The sequence below is a fragment of the Flaviflexus massiliensis genome (assembly GCF_001375495.1).
In the GTDB taxonomy this organism is placed as follows: Bacteria; Actinomycetota; Actinomycetes; order Actinomycetales; family Actinomycetaceae; genus Flaviflexus; species Flaviflexus massiliensis.
On the sequence record NZ_LN831057.1, the window covers coordinates 71,801 to 92,110 of the forward strand.

General features: G+C 59.0%; 17 protein-coding genes and 2 tRNA genes. 12 read left to right on the top strand and 7 right to left on the bottom strand.

Features of this window, described 5'->3' with window-relative positions; translation table 11 throughout:
- Position 1: 1 nt before the first annotated feature.
- The gene (gene cysK, locus BN1241_RS01920) at positions 2-937 is read right to left on the bottom strand and encodes a cysteine synthase A (RefSeq protein ID WP_054952043.1); all 936 of its coding nucleotides are present in this window, start codon (positions 935-937) and stop codon (positions 2-4) included.
- Positions 938-1,181: 244 nt separating this feature from the next.
- A complete protein-coding gene (locus BN1241_RS01925; protein ID WP_077138235.1) occupies positions 1,182-1,799 on the bottom strand; it encodes an IMPACT family protein in 618 nt (205 codons plus the stop codon).
- A 231-nt stretch (positions 1,800-2,030) separates the two neighbouring features.
- Here BN1241_RS01925 and rpsN point away from each other — a divergent pair, with 231 nt between their 5' ends.
- From rpsN to BN1241_RS13155, 5 genes are all read left to right on the top strand, one after another.
- Positions 2,031-2,336, top strand: a complete 306-nt coding sequence (gene rpsN, locus BN1241_RS01930) for a 30S ribosomal protein S14 (protein WP_054952044.1) — start codon at positions 2,031-2,033, stop codon at positions 2,334-2,336.
- A gap of 44 nt (positions 2,337-2,380) precedes the next feature.
- Entirely contained in the window at positions 2,381-2,542 is a 162-nt protein-coding gene (rpmF, locus tag BN1241_RS01935; RefSeq protein WP_054952045.1) for a 50S ribosomal protein L32, read from the top strand.
- Positions 2,543-2,946: 404 nt separating this feature from the next.
- On the top strand, positions 2,947-3,321 hold the full coding sequence (locus tag BN1241_RS01940) for a hypothetical protein (RefSeq protein ID WP_054952046.1): 375 nt from the start codon (positions 2,947-2,949) through the stop codon (positions 3,319-3,321).
- A gap of 290 nt (positions 3,322-3,611) precedes the next feature.
- Positions 3,612-4,634: a zinc-dependent alcohol dehydrogenase family protein gene (locus tag BN1241_RS01945; protein ID WP_054952047.1), complete on the top strand. Its 1,023-nt coding sequence runs from the start codon at positions 3,612-3,614 to the stop codon at positions 4,632-4,634.
- Positions 4,635-5,013: 379 nt separating this feature from the next.
- Entirely contained in the window at positions 5,014-5,211 is a 198-nt protein-coding gene (locus BN1241_RS13155) for a DapH/DapD/GlmU-related protein (RefSeq protein ID WP_222704375.1), read from the top strand.
- A gap of 202 nt (positions 5,212-5,413) precedes the next feature.
- Here BN1241_RS13155 and BN1241_RS01955 read toward each other — a convergent pair.
- Positions 5,414-5,484: transfer RNA gene (locus tag BN1241_RS01955), tRNA-Gly, on the bottom strand.
- An 83-nt stretch (positions 5,485-5,567) separates the two neighbouring features.
- Here BN1241_RS01955 and BN1241_RS01960 point away from each other — a divergent pair.
- The 6 genes from BN1241_RS01960 (at position 5,568) to BN1241_RS01985 (ending at position 11,014) form a co-directional block, all read left to right on the top strand.
- Positions 5,568-5,640: transfer RNA gene (locus BN1241_RS01960), tRNA-Pro, on the top strand.
- 572 nt (positions 5,641-6,212) lie between these two features.
- Entirely contained in the window at positions 6,213-7,847 is a 1,635-nt protein-coding gene (tig, locus tag BN1241_RS01965; protein WP_054952049.1) for a trigger factor, read from the top strand.
- 186 nt (positions 7,848-8,033) lie between these two features.
- Positions 8,034-8,627 carry an ATP-dependent Clp protease proteolytic subunit gene (locus BN1241_RS01970; protein WP_054952050.1) on the top strand — a complete coding sequence of 198 codons (594 nt, stop codon included), beginning with the start codon at positions 8,034-8,036 and terminating at the stop codon, positions 8,625-8,627.
- Between the two features lie 11 nt (positions 8,628-8,638).
- Positions 8,639-9,298 (top strand): ATP-dependent Clp protease proteolytic subunit, encoded by a 660-nt coding sequence (locus tag BN1241_RS01975; RefSeq protein WP_054952051.1) that lies wholly within the window; start codon positions 8,639-8,641, stop codon positions 9,296-9,298.
- A gap of 143 nt (positions 9,299-9,441) precedes the next feature.
- Positions 9,442-10,698, top strand: coding sequence for an ATP-dependent Clp protease ATP-binding subunit ClpX (gene clpX / locus BN1241_RS01980; protein ID WP_054952052.1), 1,257 nt, complete (start codon positions 9,442-9,444; stop codon positions 10,696-10,698).
- A gap of 7 nt (positions 10,699-10,705) precedes the next feature.
- Complete coding sequence (locus BN1241_RS01985; RefSeq protein WP_230198239.1) at positions 10,706-11,014, top strand: chorismate mutase; 309 nt, start codon at positions 10,706-10,708, stop codon at positions 11,012-11,014.
- A 241-nt stretch (positions 11,015-11,255) separates the two neighbouring features.
- Here BN1241_RS01985 and BN1241_RS01990 read toward each other — a convergent pair whose 3' ends face one another.
- The 4 genes from BN1241_RS01990 to valS all read right to left on the bottom strand — a co-directional run bounded on the left by BN1241_RS01990 (position 11,256) and on the right by valS (position 19,434).
- Positions 11,256-13,889, bottom strand: a complete 2,634-nt coding sequence (locus BN1241_RS01990) for an ABC transporter permease family protein (RefSeq protein ID WP_054952054.1) — start codon at positions 13,887-13,889, stop codon at positions 11,256-11,258.
- Positions 13,886-14,503 carry an ABC transporter ATP-binding protein gene (locus BN1241_RS01995; protein WP_054952055.1) on the bottom strand — a complete coding sequence of 206 codons (618 nt, stop codon included), beginning with the start codon at positions 14,501-14,503 and terminating at the stop codon, positions 13,886-13,888. The genes BN1241_RS01990 and BN1241_RS01995 overlap by 4 nt, the downstream gene beginning before the upstream one ends.
- Positions 14,504-14,924: 421 nt before the next feature.
- The gene (locus BN1241_RS02000; protein ID WP_230198240.1) at positions 14,925-16,769 is read right to left on the bottom strand and encodes an AMP-dependent synthetase/ligase; all 1,845 of its coding nucleotides are present in this window, start codon (positions 16,767-16,769) and stop codon (positions 14,925-14,927) included.
- 28 nt (positions 16,770-16,797) lie between these two features.
- Positions 16,798-19,434 carry a valine--tRNA ligase gene (gene valS / locus BN1241_RS02005; protein WP_054952056.1) on the bottom strand — a complete coding sequence of 879 codons (2,637 nt, stop codon included), beginning with the start codon at positions 19,432-19,434 and terminating at the stop codon, positions 16,798-16,800.
- Positions 19,435-19,504: 70 nt separating this feature from the next.
- Between valS and BN1241_RS02010 the strand changes: the two genes are divergently transcribed.
- Entirely contained in the window at positions 19,505-20,011 is a 507-nt protein-coding gene (locus tag BN1241_RS02010; RefSeq protein WP_147599206.1) for a hypothetical protein, read from the top strand.
- The last annotated feature ends 299 nt before the right edge of the window (positions 20,012-20,310 follow it).

Sequence of the window (20,310 nt, forward strand, 5' to 3'; positions counted from 1 at the left end):
ACTAGTCAACCAGGCCTTCGAAAAGCGGGGTGGACAGGTAGCGTTCACCGAACGAGGGGATGATAACAACAATGGTCTTCCCAGCGAACTCGTCGCGGGAGGCCACCTCACCGGCTGCCTTGAGAGCCGCACCGGAGGAAATGCCTACGAGTAGGCCTTCCTTCTTCGCGGCCTCGCGTGCCCACGTGAATGCGTCGTCCGACTTGATGTCGATGACCTCGTCGTAGATCTCCGTGTCGAGGATGCCGGGAACAAAGTTGGCTCCCAGGCCCTGGATCTTGTGGGGGCCGGGCTGGCCACCGGCGAGGATCGGGGACTCGGCCGGCTCCACGGCGAAGATCTTGATGTCAGGATTCTTTGAGCGCAGGAAACGTCCTGCACCCGTGATCGTGCCACCGGTACCGATACCGGAAACGAGAGCAGCAACTTCGCCGTCGGTGTCGTTCCAGATCTCCGGGCCGGTCGTGGCCTCGTGGATCGCGGGGTTAGCTTCGTTGGCGAACTGGGAAGCGAGGATCGAGCCGGGGCGTTCCTTGGCGACTTCTTCAGCCTTCGCAACCGCGCCCTTCATGCCATCCGCCGGCTCCGTCAGAATCAGTTCAGCACCGTAGGCGCGAAGGAGCGCGCGGCGTTCCTTGGACATGGAGGAGGGCATGGTGAGGACGACGTTGTAGCCGCGTGCCGCACCAACGAAGGCGAGGGCGATACCGGTGTTACCGGAGGTAGCTTCAACGATCGTGCCACCGGGCTGGAGTGCACCCGACTTTTCGGCAGCATCCACAATCGCGACACCGATACGGTCCTTGACGGAGTTGGCGGGGTTGTAGAACTCAAGCTTCGCAAGAACGGTTGCCTTTGCATCCGGGAACAGCTTGTTGATCCGAACCAGGGGAGTGTTGCCAGCTAGCTGGGTTGCGTCAGCGGCGATACGAGACATAAGAATTCCTTCAAAATTAGGCGTAAACGGGGTTAAAAAAGGTGCTGATGATGGTTTCGTGGAGAGTACCGAGCATGCGCCAAGCGCACCCTTGGGCTCGGTACTCTATCGACAGAACAGACAGCAGCGGAGGAACGGGCACATCATGATCGGGACCGCCTCCTGACAAAAGTAGTTAAAAACTCAAGTGCGTTGCTTGTTCATATAGTTTCATGAGCTACGCCACCGAGCAAGCCGCGTTCACTCACCGAGAGAATTGCTTGACCGTCCCAGCGAAGATTGGTTCCACCTCAACACCGAGCTCCGCGCTTGCGAGCGCAGCAAGCCGATCCTTCTCCTCGGTCGTGACTGTCATCGTCACCACCGAGGACCATTCGGTCCCCACATCCCAGCCCGCACCACGTAGCAGACTCTCGAGCCGGCCCGCCCTATCCATGGGGGAGGTGATGGACCAGCGAGCAACCTCCGTCAGGGTCCACAGCGTTGCCGTATCGATCGTTTGGGACACGGAATCGCCGTAGGCGCGCACGAGCCCGCCAGTGCCCAGCAGTATTCCGCCGAAGTACCGTACGACGACCGCCGATACGTTTGTTAGGCCTCGGCCCCGCAGAACATCGAGCATGGGCATGCCGGCCGTTCCCGATGGCTCCCCATCATCCGAAGAATGCTCACGGTCCTGTTCGCCATCGACCTGAACGATCCACGCCGAACAATGATGCCTCGCGTCGGGGAACTCCTGACGCAGGTCCGCAACCAGCTGCCGCGCCACGTCGGGATCGGAGGCGGGGGCGAGTTCGGTGATGAAGCGGGAGCGCGAAATCACAAGCTCTGTTCGTACGCTGTCTCGAATCGTCTGGACCATACCGCTATTCTAGTGGGTAGCGCATGACCGTCCCGACCGGCTACGTTCCAGAACTGTGACCGATAGCGCGGAATTTAGTGGTTGAGGTAACTAGGGTTTCGATGTGAACCTGCGTTAGGATGGTTTGTCGGACCGTTGTCCCTCCGGGTGATCCCCATCGCGCGAGGAAACTCCCGGTCGGTTCAGCACGAATAGAAGTATTGCCGGTACATCCGGTAAAGAGAGGTAAGCATGGCCAAGAAGTCGAAGATTGCGCGTGACAAGCAGCGCCGCGAAATGGTCGAGCGCTACGCAGAGCGTCGCGCACAGTTGAAGAAGGCTTCGGTGGACGAGAAGCTGACGCAGGAAGAACGCGATGAGGCTATGGCCGCACTGCACCGTCTCCCGCGCAACGCCTCCCCCGTCCGCCTGCGGAACCGTGACGCCATTGATGGTCGTCCCCGCGGTTACCTCGGTGACTTTGGACTCTCCCGTGTCCGCATGCGTCACATGGCGCTGCGCGGTGAGCTCCCCGGCGTCACCAAGTCTTCCTGGTAAACCCATCAGCGGCCTAGCCGCACGAAACAGAAAGGAGCGGCGCTATGGCAGTTCCCAAGCACAAGATGTCGCGTAGTAACACCCGTAATCGCCGGTCCCAGTGGAAGGCCCAGATGACCGAGCTCGTCACGGTCAAGGTCCAGGGTCGCGAGGTTCGTATTCCCCGCCGCCTGGCCAAGGCTTACCAGACTGGTGCAATCGACTAAACGATTAGTAGTGAGAAGCGGTACCGACAGTGTCGGTGCCGCTTCTCTATTCCCTAAATGGCTCCGGGCCGCCACTTCCGCACCGATTCCCGCCGTCCCGGTAGTAGCTGTAGCACATAAATCGATACGACTTGTCGATCAGATGAACCGACCACTTGAGCGGTGATGTTGTCCCGGGTCCAAGTGATGAGCCAGGACAGGAGATCAATATTGGGGTGATCACTGGGTGGGAAAGTGAACCGTGAGGACATTGCCGACCTTCGTGACCTGGTACTTTCAGTTCCACGGAAGAAAGAAGCGGGTGAGCGCTACAACAAAGTGGCCGCAGGCCAGCTGACAATGTCACCAACATTTTCCTGTGTTTAGTATTTGTTTAGCAGGACGCGAAGTAAAGGAGGGACGAGATGGATACTCAACGAGGAGACGAATCACGTCCCGAAACCGTGACCGTAGTTTGGGACCAGCGCGGCTGGCGGTACTTCTATGATGACGACCTTGAACAGTGGAGCCGCGAAGACGATATTGGCTCATGGGACTGGGACGAGCTCCAGGAATTCGCCGGACACACATATGAACATCCGCCACTCAAAGTGGGCGACAGTGTCGACACCGAATCGAAGCTCGAGAGCCTCCCAATAGGTGCCACCATCATGGCCCTCACTAATGCGCCATTGCACAACTGGAAGCGGGAAGAAGATGGATGGGTGTCGAACCAGTGCCAGTACAGCCCTGTCCCCTCATCAGATCTCTACCTGACAGAACTCAACTACGTCGACTGACCACTCTCCCCAGTAGCCGTGGCAATGACTGTCACTACTTCCCGAGTTGAACGGTGCGCAAGACCTTAGGGGCGTACTTTTTTGCCGCACTGAGCCTGTTTTCCAGATAAGTAATGAGTCACCTTTCACCCTGATTGCAACGACCACTTGGTTTCGGAACGGGAACGTGACACAGATATTTAATTAATTTCCTAACACTGCATGTTCACAAGAGCCAGGCTTTGGACGAAAATGGTTTCGTAAACCCATGCGGAACTCGGCACATTGTTGGATGTGCTCGAAAGGACATCATGCTTGGAGTGGTTATGCGCGGCGCGGGAAATCTCGTTGTCGAAGAGCGCGAGAATCCCGTCATTGAACAACCAACCGATGCAGTCATTCGCATCGTCGCTGCCTGCGTGTGTGGCTCCGACCTGTGGCCCTACCGCGGACACGATCATGCTGACGGTCTGCTCATGGGACACGAATACGTGGGCCAGGTGGAAGAGATCGGATCCGCCGTCACAACACTCAAACCTGGCGACTACGTTGTTGGCTCTTTCGTTATCTCGGATGGAACCTGCGAAATCTGTGAGGCCGGCTATCACTCGAAGTGCGTCAACGCCCAATTCGTGAGCGGAAACATTGGTGTCCAGGCCGAAAAGGCCCGCATCCCCTTCGCCGATGGCACACTCGTTGTGCTCCCCGGTGCTCCCGATGAGGACCTCATCCCGTCCCTCCTCGCGGCCTCCGACGTTCTTGGAACTGGCTGGTTCGCTGCGGATGTGGCGGGAAGCGGCCCTGGTAAGACCATCGCCGTGGTGGGCGATGGTGCAGTCGGACTGATGGGAGTTCTCGCCGCGAAGGCGCTTGGTGCGGAGCGCATCATCATCTTCTCCCGCCATGCCGACCGTCAGGAGCTCGCACGGCACTACGGAGCCACCAACATCATCGCCGAACGCGGCGATGAGGCTGCCGCGAAGGTTAAGGAACTGACGGGCGGGCTGGGTGCCCACGGCGTTGTTGAAGCCGTGGGCACCCAGGAGTCGATGATGCAGGCCATTGGGTCGGCACGTCCCGGTGGCACCATCGGCTTTGTTGGAGTGTCCCACGGGGTTAACCTGCCGGGAGGTAAGCTCTTCAGCTCCCTCGTCCACCTTCACGGCGGTCCTGCACCCGTGCGCAAATACCTTCCCGATCTGATAGACCGGATCATGAAGCGAGAGATCAATCCTGGGCTCGTTTTTGATCGGACACTTCCTCTGGCTGAGGCAGGGGAAGCCTACCGGCTCATGAGTGATCGCGAAGCGATCAAGGTGATGTTGCAGCCATGATGAGTGAAGAACTAAGGACTCTCCTGGAAACGGGAGAACCCCTCGATCCCGCGACCGACGCGGGGAAGGAGATGAACAGAAGCTCCTCCCAGGTCCGTGAGATCTGCTCCGTGATCAACCGTGAGTCCTCCGATGCGGATCGTATTCGCGAGCTCTTCAGCGAGCTGACGGGCAGGAGGTCCCGGAATCCTTCCGGCTCTTCCCTCCCTTCACCTCCGACTTTGGGCAGAACATCCAGGTAGGTGAGAACGTCTTCATTAACTTAGGATGCAGGTTCCAGGACCAGGGCGGAATTCGGATCGGGGACGACGCTCTCATCGGCCACAATGTTGTTCTTGCAACTCTTGACCACGATCTCGATCCTGACAGGCGGCCCATCATGCACCCGAAGCCAGTCTTTATAAGCAAGCAGGTGTGGATCGGGGCCGGGGCAATAATCCTCCCGGGTGTCACTGTTGGCGATGGCGCAGTCATTGGTGCAGGATCTATCGGGACGAAGGACGTTGCTGCTCGCGCCGTTGTTGTTGGTAATCCTGCTCGTCCGATTAAAGAAATCCCTGAGGGAGGGATTTCTTGAGGGAAGGGTAGCTCGGCGAAAAGTCTGTCCAAACCCAGAACTGTGCACATAGAACGACAGTTATGCAAGAGTGCGGTGTGAGGCGGCCAGTTCCAGATACTGGGGGACAGCGGTTTACGCAGGAATCTAATACGGCAGTGTCGAGCCATACGTCGGCGAATGTGAAAACCCCGGGCTCGTAATCGAGCCCGGGGTTTGGCGGAGCGGGTGACGAGAATCGAACTCGCACTATCTGCTTGGAAGGCAGAGGCTCTACCATTGAGCTACACCCGCACGGCTAGAAGAATATCAAGATTCTGGTACTAATTTCCAATTGGCTCATTTCCCTGTCTAAGATTGGGTCGTCCAGTGATGGACGGGGTGTGGCGCAGTTGGTAGCGCATCCGCTTTGGGAGCGGAGGGTCGCAGGTTCAAGTCCTGTCACCCCGACAGCAGGCCCTCAGGTCCTAAACCTGGGGGCCATTTCAATTCTCCGACTCTTGCGCCCCAAAAGACTGATATTTCGCCATTTTCTCGATCGAATCAGCTTTTCCTGTTGTCTGTACTGCAGAGTTTTCTGAGCAAAAATGATTCGTTTTTCAACGCGTTGATCAGTGTCGTGTGGTGCGATTTTTCTCGGCCGTGGAGCCTTCCAGTTTGAGAAGTTTGTAGCGGGCGACACCGATGTGAAGCCTGCGTGAGAGCACAGATTAGCGACCCAAACGTTCGTGACACTTCCCACAAAGCGACACCAGCATAGGGTAAACATCATCCGCTGCGGCGATGGCGCTAAGTCGTGTCAGCTGTGATCGAGTTGAGGGCAGCCTCAGAGGGGATGGTCGACCTTGGTGGGTTGAATGTGGGCTTTTGGCGTGTTTTTGGTAGTGGGATAGGCAACCGATGGCGGTAAGAGGTGTGAATCCGGGGCCGTAGTGTCGTAGAATATCCCGGTATGTCTGCACTAGATGCAGGTGAAACGTGAGGTGGCAACAGCCACACCGTCAATGACTGGAGTAACTTTCGTGAAGAGCAACGTTGAACAGCTCGAGCCGACCCGCGTCAAGATCACGCTGGATCTCGAATGGGCTGAGCTGAAGCCGGCCGTGGACACCGCGACCAAGCACATGAGCCAGCAGGTGAACATCCCCGGATTCCGCCGTGGCAAGGTCCCGACACGAGTTCTGGAGAACCACCTGGGGCGTGGCGCCATCATCGAGCACGCCGTCAACGATTCGCTGGACAGCTACTACCAGCAGGCTATTGCCGAGAACGAGCTTTCCCCGATCGGTCAGCCTTCCGTTGACATCACCCAGTGGCCGAACCTCGAAGGTCCCGCTGGTGGCACCCTTACGATCGTTATCGAGGTGGACACGCGCCCCGAGATCAACCTCCCCGAGCTTTCCGGCATCACCCTCACGACCGACAAGCCGGTTGTGACCGATGAGGACATCGAAGAGAGCCTGACGGAAATGAGGGAGCGTTTCGCCACCCTGAAGACCGTTGACCGCCCCGTTGAGCCTAAGGACTTCGTGTCGATCGACATGGAAGCCAAGATCGGTGACGAGGTTGTCGACTCCGTGTCCGGCATCTCCTACCAGCTTGGTTCCGGCCAGCTCCTCGAAGGCATCGACGAGGCCCTCGAAGGCCTCCAGGCCGAGGAGACCACCACCTTCAAGTCCACCCTCGCCGGTGGCGAGCACGAGGGTGAAGAGGCTGACGTGACCGTCACGGTTCAGTCCGTCAAGGAATCCGAGCTCCCCGAAGCTGACGACGACTTTGCTCAGCTCGCTTCCGAGTTCGACACCATCGAAGAGTTCAAGGAAGACCTGCGCACCACGGTCGAGAAGACCAAGCTCACCGAGACCGTGTACGCGGCCCGCGACCTCCTTCTTGAAGAGCTCAACAAGCAGCTTGACGTTCCGGTCCCCGCGGGCGTGATCGATCAGGAGATCAAGCGTCACCTCGAAGCTGAGGGCAAGGAAGAGGGCGACCCCCACGGTGAAGAAATCCGTGAGGACACCGAGAAGGCTTTCCGTGACCAGATGATCCTCGACGCCATTGTTGAGAAGCTTGAGGTCGAGATCGGCCAGGACGAGCTCCTCGAGTTCATGGTTCAGCAGGCACAGATGTACAACATCGAGCCCAACCAGTTCATCCAGGCTGCCGCTCAGACCAACCAGGTCTCCGCATTCGCATCCGAACTCACCCGCAACAAGGCCCTCATCCTCTCCCTCCGTGAAGTCACGGTCGTGGACCAGGATGGCGAGCCGATCGACGTGAAGTCCGTGATTGACGAGAACGAAGGCACCGCCGACGAAGAGGCAGCTGACGCTGCCGACGAAACCGTCACCGAAGAAACCGAAGAAGCAGTGACGGAAGAGGCTGCCGACAAGGCTCCCGAGGCCGAGGAAGAGAAGGTCGAGGAGAAGCCTGCTGCCAAGAAGGCTCCTGCCAAGAAGCCTGCCGCCAAGAAGGCTCCGGCCAAGAAGGCCGAGACCGAGGACGCCAAGGCTGAAGCAGAAGCTGACGCTGAGGAAAAGCCGGCAGCGAAGAAGGCTCCGGCCAAGAAGCCTGCCGCCAAGAAGGCTCCGGCCAAGAAGCCCGCTGCGAAGAAGGCTCCCGCCAAGAAGGCCGAGGCCGAGGGCGACGACAAGTAGTTCGAGTCCTTCGCACTCATTGCGCTGAGGAGGTCCGTGGGAGAGATTCCACGGACCTCCTTTTATATGCGCCATCAGCGAAACAAAGGCTAACGGGGGAAGGGGAGCGATGGAGGGTGCGTTAACCTCAAATGAACACAAAGGACTTTCTATTCAGGAGGCTGTCCATTGAGCACACTTCCCACGATGCAGGGCAACGGCGAGAATCTCGGCCTGAGCGACTCCATCTTTAACCGCCTTCTCAAGGAACGCATTATCTGGCTCGGCTCCGAAGTTCGCGACGACAACGCGAACTCCATCTGTGCGCAGATGCTGTTGCTCGCCGCAGAGGATCCCGAGAAGGACATTTACCTGTACATCAACTCGCCCGGTGGTTCGGTCACGGCCGGCATGGCCATCTACGACACCATGAAGTTTGTGCAGCCCGACGTAGCGACCGTTGCCATGGGTATGGCTGCCTCCATGGGCCAGTTCCTGCTGACCTCCGGCACCCCCGGCAAACGCTACATCACCCCGCACGCACGCGTCCTCATGCACCAGCCCTCGGGTGGTGCCGGTGGTACCGCTTCGGACATCCGCATCAACGCTGACCTCATCATGCAGATGAAGAGGCAGCTGTCGCAGATCACTGCCGACCAGACCGGCAAGTCCCTCGAGCAGATCATGGCTGACTCGGATCGCGACAAGTGGTTCACCGCTCAGGAAGCGAAGGACTACGGCTTTGTTGACCATGTCGTTGAGACGTCCGATCTCGTCTCCGGTGGCGGTGGTACCAAGTGAATCAGGAGTACATGTTGAATAGCTTCAATAGCCCCACGATGATGGCACCGCAGATGCCGCAAGCACGCTACGTGCTCCCCAGCTTTGAGGAGCGCACCCCGTACGGCTACAAGCGTCAGGACCCCTACGCAAAGCTCTTCGAAGACCGCATCATCTTCCTCGGCGTCCAGGTCGACGACACCTCGGCAGATGACATCATGGCTCAGCTCCTCGTCCTGGAATCCCAGGACCCGGATGCCATGATCACGATGTACATCAACTCGCCCGGTGGATCCTTCACGGCTCTCACCGCGATTTACGACACGATGCAGTACATCAAGCCCGAGGTTCAGACTGTGTGCCTCGGTCAGGCAGCATCCGCTGCAGCGGTCCTGCTTGCAGCCGGAGCCCCCGGTAAGCGCCTCGCACTGCCCAACGCCCGCGTCCTCATCCACCAGCCTGCGATGCAGGGGATGCAGGGACAGGCCTCGGACATCGAAATCGTTGCTAACGAGATAGACCGCATGAGGGACTGGCTCGAGCAGACCCTGGCCGACCACTCGGGCAAGACCAAGGAACAGGTGTCGCGCGACATTGACCGCGACAAGATCCTCACCGCTCAGCAGGCCAAGGAATACGGTCTCGTGGACGAGGTTCTCACCTCCCGCAAGCCCAAGCCGATCGAAGCCTAAGAACGCAGGTCGGGATTGATGCGCAAAGCATCAACAAACGCACAGAAACGGGAGTTGAGAAATCAGCTCCCGTTTCCGCGTGGTGCATTCGCACATGACGCCCAATATCGTTAGAGTTAAAGGCAGTTCAGGGAGGTAATCACATGGCTCGAACAGCTGACGCGGCTGATATGCTCAAATGCTCGTTTTGCCAAAAGTCCCAGCGCCAGGTCAAGAAACTGATCACCGGCTCTGGTGCATACATCTGCAACGAGTGCATCGAGCTATGCAATGAGATCATTGCCGAGGAGCTCGGCCAGGAAGAATCTGAATTCTCCCTCGAAGCCCTCCCGAAGCCACAAGAAATCTTTGAATTCCTCAACGAATACGTTGTCGGTCAGGAAGCCGCGAAGCGGACTCTATCGGTCGCCGTTTACAACCACTACAAGCGAATCCGGGCCGGCCAAGACGTACCCAAGAAGGGCGCTGAACCCGTCGAGATCGGCAAGTCCAATATTCTCCTGATCGGCCCCACCGGAACCGGCAAAACCTATCTCGCCCAGTCACTTGCTCGCATGCTTGACGTGCCCTTCGCCATTGCCGATGCCACCTCGCTCACCGAGGCAGGCTACGTGGGTGAGGATGTCGAAAACGTGCTTCTCAAGCTCATCCAGGTAGCTGACGGGGACACGGATCGTGCAGCCCAGGGCATCATCTACATCGACGAGATCGACAAGATTTCACGCAAGTCAGAAAACCCCTCGATCACTCGTGACGTGTCGGGTGAGGGTGTGCAGCAGGCTCTGCTGAAGATCATTGAAGGCACCGTTGCCTCCGTTCCGCCTCAGGGTGGTCGCAAGCATCCTCAACAGGAGTTCGTGCAGATCGACACCACGAACGTTCTCTTCATCGTTGCCGGTGCATTCGCTGGCATGGAAGAAATCGTGTCCTCCCGCTCGGGCCGTCGCTCCATCGGCTTCGGCTCCGAACTCTCCAGCCACGAAGGATCGGCCGAGCTCATCCGCGACGTCGAGCCGGATGATCTGCACAAGTTTGGACTCATTCCCGAGCTGGTTGGCCGCCTTCCCGTTATCGCCACCGTGGATGCTCTGGAGGTCGACGATCTCGTCCGCATCCTCACCGAGCCCCGCAACGCACTCATCAAGCAGTACCAGCGCATGTTTGAACTCGATGATGTGGAACTGGAGTTCACGGACGGCGTCCTGCGCGGTATCGCCCAGCGCGCCCTCGCACGTGGTACGGGTGCCCGCGGCCTGCGTTCCATTCTCGAAAGCGTGCTCGGTGAGCTCATGTTTGAGATCCCCTCGCGCTCCGACATCGAACGCGTCATCATAGATGAGAGCATGCTCGAGGGTGGTGAACCCACTCTCGTCTACAAGCGGTCCAAGAAGTCTGCATAGGAGAGAAGTGGAACAGTCACAAGAGATTCCCGAAGGCCTCGCGCGCGCACGCGCCAGCATCGATAACATCGATGCCGCCCTCATCCACATCCTCGCCGAACGCTTCCGGTGCACGAAAGAAGTGGGCAAGCTCAAAGCCGAACTAGGGCTCCCCGCCTCGGATCCGTCCCGTGAAGAACGCCAGGTCGCACGCCTGCGTGCTCTCGCTGAAGAATCCGGTCTCGATCCCGTGTTTGCGGAGAAGTTCCTCAAGTTCATCGTGACCGAGGTTATCCGCCACCACGAAGCATTCAAGGCGCAAGACAGTGAGAACTAGGTGGGACGGGGCTGAGCTGTGCCCTGTCGGTAAGTTCCCTAGCCTCAACCCTTAGCTACCCGCGCGTGCGGTACAATCTACGAAGCAAGAGCCTCGGTTGATCACAGACAGGATCATCCGAGGCTCTTCACTGCTTGCTTGGTTTCTTCAGGCGGGCTTAATTTCTCTGCTGCAGGGAGGCTCATTTATTCATCCTGAAGAGTTGGCTCTGCCTCACCATTCCGAGATCCTATTCCTGATGCTACTTCGTGGATGAGGATTCAGCCTGTTCGTATACTTCTTCCTTTAAGTAGGTGGGCAGTTCACGCGTGGGCCGCCATGAGAGGGCAGTGGAGGTGCGGGTGATGATCCAGACGATGATCCAGCCACCAGCGAGCAGCAGGTAGAGGGTGTCATCCTCCTGGAAGCCGGATGCGTAGATTCGTCCCAGCAGCACGATCGCTGCGGCGATGATGACGTGGAGGACGAGGGGGAGCAGGCTTGAGAGTTGGATCTTGGCGGTTGAGCGACCAAGGTTCCAGTACGAGAAACTGTTCCTTGCTGCCATCGCCTCACCGCTCTTTTGGCTCGTTACTATCGTCGTCACGATCAGGACAGCCCCCGCCACAAGTATTGCCCCGAGCACGGGAATGAGTGCCTGGGTCATGGTGGCACCGAGACTCGTTTGGGCAATGAGCTGGTAGTACCAGAACATGAGCATGCCGACCGCACCGATAGCGGCGGCGGTAATGCCGAGGCTGAGGCCCTCGGCTACGGCGAGGGCGACGAGACGTGGCCGGGTGCTGAGCTTGCCAGCGGTAGCTAGGCGGCGTGACTGAACGGGGTTGGCGATGATGAGGCCGGCAATGAGCATGATGATCGCGACCAGGACCGCTATGCGGAGCGTGGGGGAGGCGATGATGAGGGAGATGATCGCGGAGAGCCCAAAGACTGTGAGCCCCGGCCATTCCTCCCTCATGGTCCACCGCAGTCGTTCGCTTGTGCTCCAGCCCTGGGAAGCCAGGAGGGCATGGGTGGTGCGACGTTCCTGCCGGGCAAGGAAGCACAGGCCGAGGAGGAAGACGGAGGTGAGGAGGATGCAGACGGTAGCAACGCGATCCACCGTCTGGTTGGTGAGAGAAGCGGTCCAGGAGGCCACCCCGACAGTACCGTAGTCGCGCTGCACCCATCCGAGCACGCCCACGACCTGATCGCCTTGGGGAACATCGGTTCCAAAGGCGTACTGGGGTACCCAGATATTGACTTCCTGGGTGCTGGCGCTGATCACGACGTTCGCATCGAGCCCGTCGATCCTACGGATCTGTTGTGCGGTGTCGTTGATGATGGTGAGGGCTTCGTCATTGCTTAACCCTTCGAGCCCCGCAACCCGCACCCGGACGGTCGAAATAATGTCTTCCCGCGATGTCAGGTGCTTGGCACCCTCGAAAGACACGATTGCTGAGGGTGCCGGGGTTTCAATTCCGAGCCCGTGGCGGGACGTTTCGAAGGGCTCACCCTCGTAGGTGAGAGTGTTGGCACCGTACAGCCCGAGCGGGACGTAGCCGCCCTCGGGTTCAACCGTGCCGGGAGTGAAGGTGGAGACCTCGAAGGGCGCCGCGATGGTGCGGGCTTGGCCACCGACGGTGATCGTGGCGGTCGAGGGATTCCGGTAGGTCATTTCGTCACCCTGGTTATAGCCGCTCGGCATATCAATATCGCCCGGGTAGGAAGCAAAGGCACCGTAGATGCCGAACATGCTGGCGGAAAGTGCTGCCTGTCCGTCCACCGGTGACTCGACCTGGGTGAGGACCGGGGGATAGGCGTTGGTGGCAAGGTAGCTACCGAGTGAGTACTTTTCGACGAGCGGGGTGCCATCATCCGACACCTCACCCGGCCATGCAAGTCCATACGTGCCACCATTAAACGGGCGCATAACGTCGGCATAATCGATCGATGTTTCTCCGCGACCGGTGATCGTGGCGGTCAGGACAGTCGACGAGTAGGCATGGGTGTTACGGACGTAGCCGATCAGGGGATTCTCTCTCCCGTATGCCTGGAAAACGGCGGGACGATGATTGGGCTCCGTGCCAGGTAGGCCCTCCAGCTCCGCCATGACCCTCTCCCCATCGGCCCCAAACGCCTCCGATACCGTGAGTGGATCATTCTCGTCAGTCAGGGCATCGAAGTTTGCGAGAGGTTGGAGGAAGTCCCCAGCTTCGCCCAGGAGTGCCATTTCCCGCTCCGTATTCACGGCAGCGATTGATGTTGGGGCGGTGGGGCCCTGGCTCCACTGGAAAGTGAAACCATCCCCAACAACCTCGAGTTGGACGAAAAGGATGTGACGATCCATGGGCTCAAAGTCATTAATGAGGCCAATGCCCACCTCGTGAGCGTTACCCTCTTCGCCGTTCCAGTTCGTGGCATCAATCCGAAGATTGTTGGTCCGGTCGAAGAGCACCCCGTTCGCGTCGGTGATGCTCCAGTGAATCTCGTAGTCCTGGACCGGTTCCTCAGCGAAGTTGTGTTCCTTTTTGGTGATGTAGGTCCAGGGGACTGTGTTTGCTACTCGGCCAATGTAGGCAACGGGGGCGGCGACCTCAACGGAGTCGATCGCATCGATCTGCTCAAGCTGATCAAAACTAATGACGTTAGTTGTGTGAGAAGAATGGTTATCGTCGATGAGGGAGAAGCCGTTGGCGTCACGGCCGGGGGAGATCCTCTTAAAACCTGCCTCGTTCGTGACGAGAATATCGTAGGAACCGCGCCAATTCTCCTCCAGAATATTGCCCGCCTGGGAGACTCCCAGCCACCCCAGAACGGCTCCAGCGAGCACGAGAAGCCCGACCAGAGTAAAGACGACGACGTGGGTGACGCGGAGTCTGGGCTTGATCGTCACAGTTGGATCACCTGGTCGGCCTCGTCCTTCACCATGTCATCATGCGTTGCGACCAGCACCGCGGCACCCCGGTCAGCTGCCGCGCGGAGCTGGGCAATAACAAGTGCGGATGCTGCCTTGTCGAGTGACGAGGTTGGTTCATCCATCAGCACCATCGACGGATCCTTGGCAAGAGCCTGAGCCACACCGACGCGCTGCCGTTCACCACCGGAAATCCGACCACCACTCATGTTCTCAAAGTCGGACAGACCAGCACCGTCGAGTAATTCGAGGCAGCGTTCGGTCGTGCCACCGCCCACCTTCACGTTCGCAATGACACTGAGATCATCAAAAACGAGGGCGTCCTGCGAAGCGAAACCGATCTCTTCCTTGCGGATCTTCTGTAATTCTTTCTCGGACTTGCCGGCGATATCTAAGTCTCCGCAGTGCACGGTTCCCACATCGGGGATCCGCCTGCCAAAAGCAACCGTGATCGTGGTGGATTTACCACTTCCCGAACGACCCGCGAGGGCTACAAACTCGCCGTCTGCGACGTGGAGGGAAAAGCCGTCAAGAATGTGGATGGGTGATCCTGCTCTGCTGAACGTGACATCTATTCCTTCGAGAGACAGAATCCTGTGCGGTGAAGCCTTTCGCTGGTGTGATGGTCAACGGTTGTCGTGACACCCCGGAGGTCACTATCCACCAGGAACTTACCGAGAGGATGGCCGAGAGACTCATCGTGACCACGATGTCGAGTGTTTTTCGGAGACGATTGCACGCCGTCGCTGGAGTGCCATGCCCGATTCGTCCCCAACAGGCTAGTGTGTCCCTTTTTGAAATTCAACCGACGTTACCCCTCACCACTGGGTAGAACGCTTATCCATGCATTAAAAACTATCGGTGAGCTTTCATGACAAAAAGCACTGAAGTGTCGTTGTGCTAGCGGTGGCTGGATATGGGAGAGGGGAAGGATACTTGAAAGACGATGGGGGCGGCAATGTCATGCACTGCCGCCCCCATCGTTTCACCTTGATCTCTGTGAAGGAAGATTTCCTACTTGTTGTCGTAGATCCAATCGATTTCCTTCGAGAAGTCGGTGAGAACCTTGTGCCGCTTAACCTTGAGTGAAGGGGTCAGGTAGTCGTTGTCGACCGTGAAGTCTGTTGTGAGAACGTTGAACTTCCTGATCGATTCGGCGCGGGAGACGGCGTCGTTGGCACGGGTAACGGCACGGTCGAGGGCTGCGATCACCTGGGGATTGCGGGCGGCCTCATCAATGCTCATCGGCTCCAGCCCCTTGTTTGAGAGCCAGCCGGGAAGCATGTCCGCATCTAGCGTGATGAGTGCACCAATGAAGGGGCGGTTGTCACCAACGACGACGACCTGGGAGACAATGGGGTGACCCCGGAGCCTGTCCTCGAGAATCGCGGGGGCCACGTTCTTGCCGCCGGCAGTCACGATGATTTCCTTCTTGCGTCCCGTGATTGTCACGTAGCCTTCATCATCCATTGAACCGAGGTCACCGGTCCGGAACCAGCCATCTTCCGTGAACGCTGCCTTCGTGGCTTCCTCATTGTTGTAGTAACCGGGGGTCACGTGGTCGCCCTTGACGAGGATCTCACCGTCGTCATCAATCGATACCAGGCAGCCGGGGTAGGCGTGGCCAATGGTGCCAACCTTGAGGTGGCCGGGGCGGTTAACGGTCGTGGGTGCCGAGGTTTCGGTCAGGCCGTAGCCTTCGTAAATGGTGATGCCGGCACCGCGGAAGAAGTGCCCGAGGCGTTCACCGAGGGGACCGCCTCCAGAGATCGAATGCTTGAGCTCGCCACCGAGGAGTTCCTTCAGCGTGGAGTAGACCAGCTTGTCTCCAAGGGAGTGCTGCGCCTTGAGCCACGGGCTGGGACCCTGGGGGGTTTGGAGGGCACGGGAGTAGGCGATAGCGACCTTGGCGAAGCGGCGGAAAATGGGGCCCTTGACCTTGGAGGAGTTGGCCTTCGCATCGGCCGCGTTATACACCTTCTCGAACACGCGGGGGACCGCGAGAACGAAGGTGGGTTTGAACGACTGCATGTCTGCCACGAGGTTCTTGGTATCGGGGGAGTGCCCGATCACTGTCCCGGTCTCGAACGTGAGGATCGAGATGAAGCGAGCAAACACGTGAGCCATTGGCAGGAACAGCAGGGTGCGGGTGTTGTCTCCCGCCACGATCTCCTGCAGGTCCGGGTCTGCAGGACCGTTGTAGACCACGTGGAGGAGGTTCCGGTGCGTTAGCAGGGTTCCCTTGGGGCGCCCGGTCGTACCGGAGGTGTAGATGATCGTTGCGAGATCATCGGCCTTGATACCCCCGATGCGTTCGTCAATGATCCGGTCCGCTTCGGTAATGTCAAGCTCTTCACCCTTGGCAATGATCTTGTCGACCGCGTCCTCGTCAATGACGAAAACCTCGTTCAGACCATCAATGCTGTTGAGGAGCGGGGCGACCGTGTCGCGCAGCGCAGCATTCTCCACGATGATCGCCCGGCATCCCGAGTCCGACAGGATCCACTCGGCCTGGCTTCGCGATGAGGTCTCGTAGATGGGGATGCCGCAGGCACCCGCGTACCAGAGCGCGAAGTCGAACAGGTTCCATTCGTAGCGGGTGGGTGACATAATGGCGACGCGATCACCGGGCTGGATGCCGAGTGCAATGAAGCCGCGTGCGATTGCCCGGACCGTGTCCTCGAACTGGCGGTACGTGACCGGCACCCAGGCTTCACCGAGAGCGGTCTTCGTTTCGACAGCGACCTTATTGGGGTTCTGTTCGGTACGGTCGCGAAGCATCTTCGCGATGTTCTGGTCCTCGCGAACCTTGTGCTTGCCTTCGGTGTAACTCACCTGGCGGTCTTCTGTCGTCATCATGTCCCTTCCCTGACGGTGGCGTTGTTAGTTAGCTCTTGGCCGGTGCCGGATCCAGCTCGTACTCGGCTACGGCAATGCTGTCGCCTTCGCCGATTTCCAGCGGTCCACGTACATGAGCGGCCTGACGCAGGTCTGTGAGGACCGACTCAATCTGCTCATGAGCCGTCTTAGGGGCAATCATAGCTACTGAGGCGTAGCTTGTGCGCTGAGACACTTTATTCTCGCTCTTCACGCGGCGCAGGACCTGAAGTGCCTCTCCGGCGACGGTGAGGAGCTCCTCGCTCTGGTCAGCCGCCGCCTTTGCAAGCGGAGCAGAGGTCGGCCAGGTTGCCTTGTGGACGGAGCCCTTCGCGTACCAGGACCAGACCTCTTCAGCCGAGTAGGGGATAAAGGGGGCGAGGAGGCGCACAAAGGCATCCACGGACAGGGCGAGCGCTACACGTGCGGATTCCGTGTCCGCGAGCGAGAACAGGTCGTCACGGTTGTAGGCGCGGTCCTTGACGAGCTCAAGGTAGTCGTCGCAGAACGACCAGAAGGCCGACTCGGTGACCTCGAGTGCGCGGGTGTGATCGTAGTTGTTGAAAGCCTCGGTGGCCTGGTCAACAACGCGAGCAACCTGGGCCACCATGGCTCGGTCCACGGGGAGGGTGATCTTAGCCGGGTTGAACTCGACCGTATCTCCACCCATCGTGAGGGCGAACTTGGAGGCGTTGAGAAGTTTGATGGCGAGCCTGCGCCCGATCTTCATCTGGTTCTCTTCGAACGCAGCATCCGTACCCAGGCGAGCCGAGGCAGCCCAGTAGCGCACCCCGTCAGCCGAGTGCTTCTCGAGCAGACCCATGGGGGTGACGACGTTGCCCTTGGATTTCGACATCTTCTTGCGGTCCGGGTCGAGGATCCAGCCGGAGATCGCCGTGTTCTTCCACGGGTTCTCACCGAATTCGAGGTGGGCGCGGACCATGGAGGAGAAGAGCCACGTGCGGATAATGTCCTGACCCTGGGGGCGCAGGTCCATCGGGTACGTGGCCTTAAACAGTTCATCATCAGTCAGCCAGCCCGTGGCGATCTGGGGGCTGAGGGACGAGGTTGCCCACGTGTCCATGATGTCGACTTCACCAACGAAGCCGCCCGGCTTACCACGCTGCTCCTCCGTGTATCCCTCGGGAACATCCGAGGACGGGTCGATCGGGAGCACCGACTCGTCGGGGGTGAGGACCTGGAGGAAGTCGGTTTCACCGGTCTCGGTCACCTTGTACCAGACGGGGATGGGCACGCCGAAGAAGCGCTGGCGGGAGATGAGCCAGTCCGTGTTGAGGCCCTTGGTCCAGTTGTCGTACCTGACCCTCATGAAGTCCGGGTAGAAGTTCAGTTCCTTCCCGGCGTCCAGCAAGTTCTCCTGCAGTTCCTTCCCGTTCTTTTCCTGGAAGGGGCGTCCGCCGTTGCGGATGTACCACTGGCGGGAAGTCACGATCTCGAGGGGCTTGTCGCCCTTCTCGAAGAAGTTGGTCATGCGCTGGGTGTTGACGGGCTCGCCGATCATCTCACCGGTTTCAGCGAGCTTTTCGACAACTGCCTTGCGGGAGGAGAAGATCGTCTTCCCCGCCATCTCCTCATACAGGGCAATGCCTTCCTCCGAGGTAATCCACTCGGGGGTGTCAGCGAGGATGCGACCATCCTTGCCGAGGATTGAACGCAGCGGCAGGGAGAGTTCGCGCCACCACTGGACGTCGGTGAGGTCGCCGAAGGTACAGCACATGGCGATACCGGCACCCTTATCCTTCTCGGCAGCCGTGTGAGCGAGAACGGGAATCTCCACCCCGAACACGGGGGAGGTCACGGTCGTGCCGAACAGGTGCTGGTACCTCTCATCATCCGGGTGAGCGATGAGGGCCACGCAGGCGGGCAGGAGCTCGGGGCGGGTCGTCTCAATAACAACGTCGCCACTCTCACCGTGGAAGGTAAGCTTGTGGTAGGCACCGGGATATTCGCGGGCCTCGAGCTCGGCCTGAGCCACAGCGGTCTGGAACGTGACATCCCACAGGCCCGGGGCCTGAGCCTGGTATGCCTCGCCGCGTGCGAGGTTGCGGAGGAATCCGGCCTGGGCGACCTTCTGAGCCTTCGTTCCGATGGTCTGGTAGTTCTGCTTCCAGTCAATCGATAGACCGAGAGTGCGCCACAGGTTCTCAAACTGGCGCTCGTCCTGTTCGGCGAGCTGCCAGCACAGTTCAATAAAGTTGCGGCGTGAGATCGGCACCTGGTCCGCGTATTTGATCGACTTGCCATCCCCTCCATCGTGCGGGGGCACGAAGTCTTCCACGTAGGGGAGCGAGGGGTCGCAACGGACACCGTAGTAGTTTTGAACGCGTCGCTCGGTCGGCAGACCGTTGTCGTCCCAGCCCATGGGGTAGAAGACGTGCTTGCCCGTCATTCGCTGGTAGCGTGCCACCACGTCCGTGTGCGTGTAGGAGAAGACGTGACCGACGTGAAGGGAGCCGGAAACGGTGGGCGGGGGAGTGTCAATGGAGTACGTGTTTTCACGGGAGGTCAGTTCGTAGGCATACGTGCCATCTTCTTCCCATGTCTTCCCCCACTTGGTTTCCAAGCCATCCAGGCTCACCTTGTCGGGAGCGTTCACGGAAGCGACAATTGAAGCGTTCTCAGTCATGGCGCAATTGTTTCATATTTGCCCGCTTGGGAAGATTTTGGACCGCGATCAAATCGGTAATGTTGGTCCCATGGAATCCCCGCACAGTTCACTGCTCATGGTCGCCGTTCCCGGCATACCCCAAGCAACGATGAAAGATGACGTCCCCGCCCTCATCGCCCCGGCACTCAACTCGCTCGTGTGGCCCGATCTGCGCACCGGCATCACCCAGGGTGACATCGTCGTCATCTCCCGCAAGCTCGTCGCCATCTGCCAGGGCAGGCTCACGAAAGAGGGAACGGACGGTACCCTCAGCCAGGGCAACACCCCCGCCGGCATTGCCGTCCTCCCACCAGAAAACCCCAAACAGGCAGCCCGCGAAATCAGGAGGGGATTGGATGCGAGGTTTGGGGGCAGGCCCGGAGTCATCCTCACAGGAACTGCAGATGCAGCCGGTGTTGACAGCACGGTTGGTGACATCAACCTGCGTCAAAACCTCGTGGAAGCCGCCGAAATCCTCATGAACACCTACCCGAACCACCCGGTCGTGGCGGTACGCGGACTCGGCCACCTCCTCACCTACGAGGATCAGGACTAGCTGGCAAGAACAGTCCGAGAATCGCATGCCGATGACGGCCGAGGAAACTGGGAAACGAAGGGGCGCTGAAACAAGCATCCTGGGATGGGTGTGAGGATCAGCGAGAGGCAGGGCCGTGTGGGCTTGGGAAAGGCACCAATTATTCCCCATCGGACTGCGAACTGATCCTCCATCTCTCCATCACCCGCCCGTCTCGATACGTTTCTCGCTCGCGCACTACTTTCACCCTTGTTTTGTTGAGCTTCCATTCTTGTCAGCGAAGCCGCAATTCTTGGTGTTCTCCGTCACTGTTGACGAAA